Consider the following 1,696-nt stretch of genomic DNA (forward strand, 5'->3'; position numbering starts at 1 on the left):
AGTGAATCTCCGGCTCACCCGCCGCAGCGCTTGCGCCATCGCGTTGCAGGAAGTCGAAGTCGCAGCCCTTGTCGGCCTGCAGCACATGCACCTGATGCATCGCGCCGTAGCCGCGTGAGAACCTCGGCGCGGGCGCGACCCACTCGGCCTTGCGGCGCGCCAGTTCCTCATCCGATACCAGCACGTTCAGCTTGCGCTGCGGCACGTCGAGTTCGATCATGTCGCCGTCGCGCACCAGCGCGAACGGCCCGCCAATGAACGACTCCGGCGCCACGTGCAGCACGCATGCGCCATAGCTCGTGCCGCTCATGCGCGCATCGGAAATGCGCAGCATGTCGCGCACGCCCTTTTGCAGCACCTTCTTCGGCAGCGGCAACTGGCCCCACTCGGGCATGCCCGGCGCGCCGACGGGCCCTGCATGCTGCAATACGATCACGCAGGTTTCGTCGATATCGAGCGCGTCGTCGTCGATGCGCGCGGCCATGTCGTTGTAGTCCTTGAACACCACCGCGCGGCCCGTGTGCACCATCAGATGCGGCTCGGCCGCACCCGGCTTGATGACGGCGCCATCGGGCGCGATGTTGCCGCGCAGGACGGCCAGACCGTTGTCCGGCATCAGCGGGTGGCTGCGGCGGCGGATCACGTCGTCGTTGAAAATCTGCGCGCCTTCCAGGTTCTCGCCGAGCGTCTTGCCGTTCACGGTCTTCTGCGAGCCGTCGATCAGTTCGCCCAGCTCCGCGAGCATCGCCTGCAGGCCGCCCGCGTAATAGAAGTCTTCCATCAGATACGCGCCCGTCGGCCGGATATTGGCCAGCACCGGCGTGCGGCGGGAAATGCTGTCGTAGCGGTCGAGCGTCAGTTCGATCCCGGCGCGGCGCGCCAGCGCAATCATGTGCACGATCGCGTTGGTCGAGCCCGACAGCGCGAGGCAGGTCGTCACCGCGTTGTCGATCGACTTCACCGTGAGAATGTCCGACGGCTTCAGGTCTTCCCACACCATCTCGACGATACGCATGCCCGTTTTCGCGGACATCTGCGCGTGACGCGAATCCGGCGCGGGAATCGACGCGAAGCCCGGCAGCGTGAAGCCGAGTGCTTCGGCGGCGCTCGTCATGGTGGACGCCGTGCCCATTGTCATGCAGTGGCCCGGCGAGCGCGCAATGCCGCCCTCGACGCCCTGCCAGTCTTCTTCCGTGATCTTGCCCGCGCGCAGGTCGGCCCAGTATTTCCACGTGTCGGAGCCCGAGCCGAGCGTCGCGCCGTTCCAGTTGCCGCGCAGCATCGGGCCGGCGGGCAGAAAGATGGTCGGCAGGTCCATGCTGATCGCGCCCATCAGCAGCGCGGGCGTGGTCTTGTCGCAGCCGCCCATCAGCACGACGCCGTCAGCGGGATACGAGCGCAGCGTCTCTTCCGCTTCCATCGCGAGGAAGTTGCGGTAGAGCATCGTGGTGGGCTTCTGGAACGGCTCCGACAAGGTCTGCACCGGCAACTCGATCGGAAAGCCGCCCGCCTGCCAGATGCCGCGCTTGACCTCTTCCACACGCTGCTTGAAGTGCGTGTGGCACGGGTTCATCTCGCTCCATGTGTTGAGGATCGCGATAACCGGCTTGCCCGCGTACTCCTCGCGGCTGTAGCCCATTTGCGCCGTGCGCGAGCGATGGCCGAACGAGCGCAGATCGTTCACGCCATACCAGCG

Annotated in this window: 1 protein-coding gene; it reads right to left on the minus strand. The window is 66.3% G+C overall.

Annotated features, from left to right (window positions below; genetic code table 11):
• Positions 1-1,696 (minus strand): L-arabinonate dehydratase (gene araD, locus KFO72_RS41765; RefSeq protein WP_225034544.1); only part of this gene is annotated, 1,696 nt, incomplete at both ends.

The sequence above is a fragment of the Paraburkholderia sp. XV genome (genome assembly GCF_020177535.1).
Lineage (GTDB): Bacteria > Pseudomonadota > Gammaproteobacteria > Burkholderiales > Burkholderiaceae > Paraburkholderia > Paraburkholderia caribensis.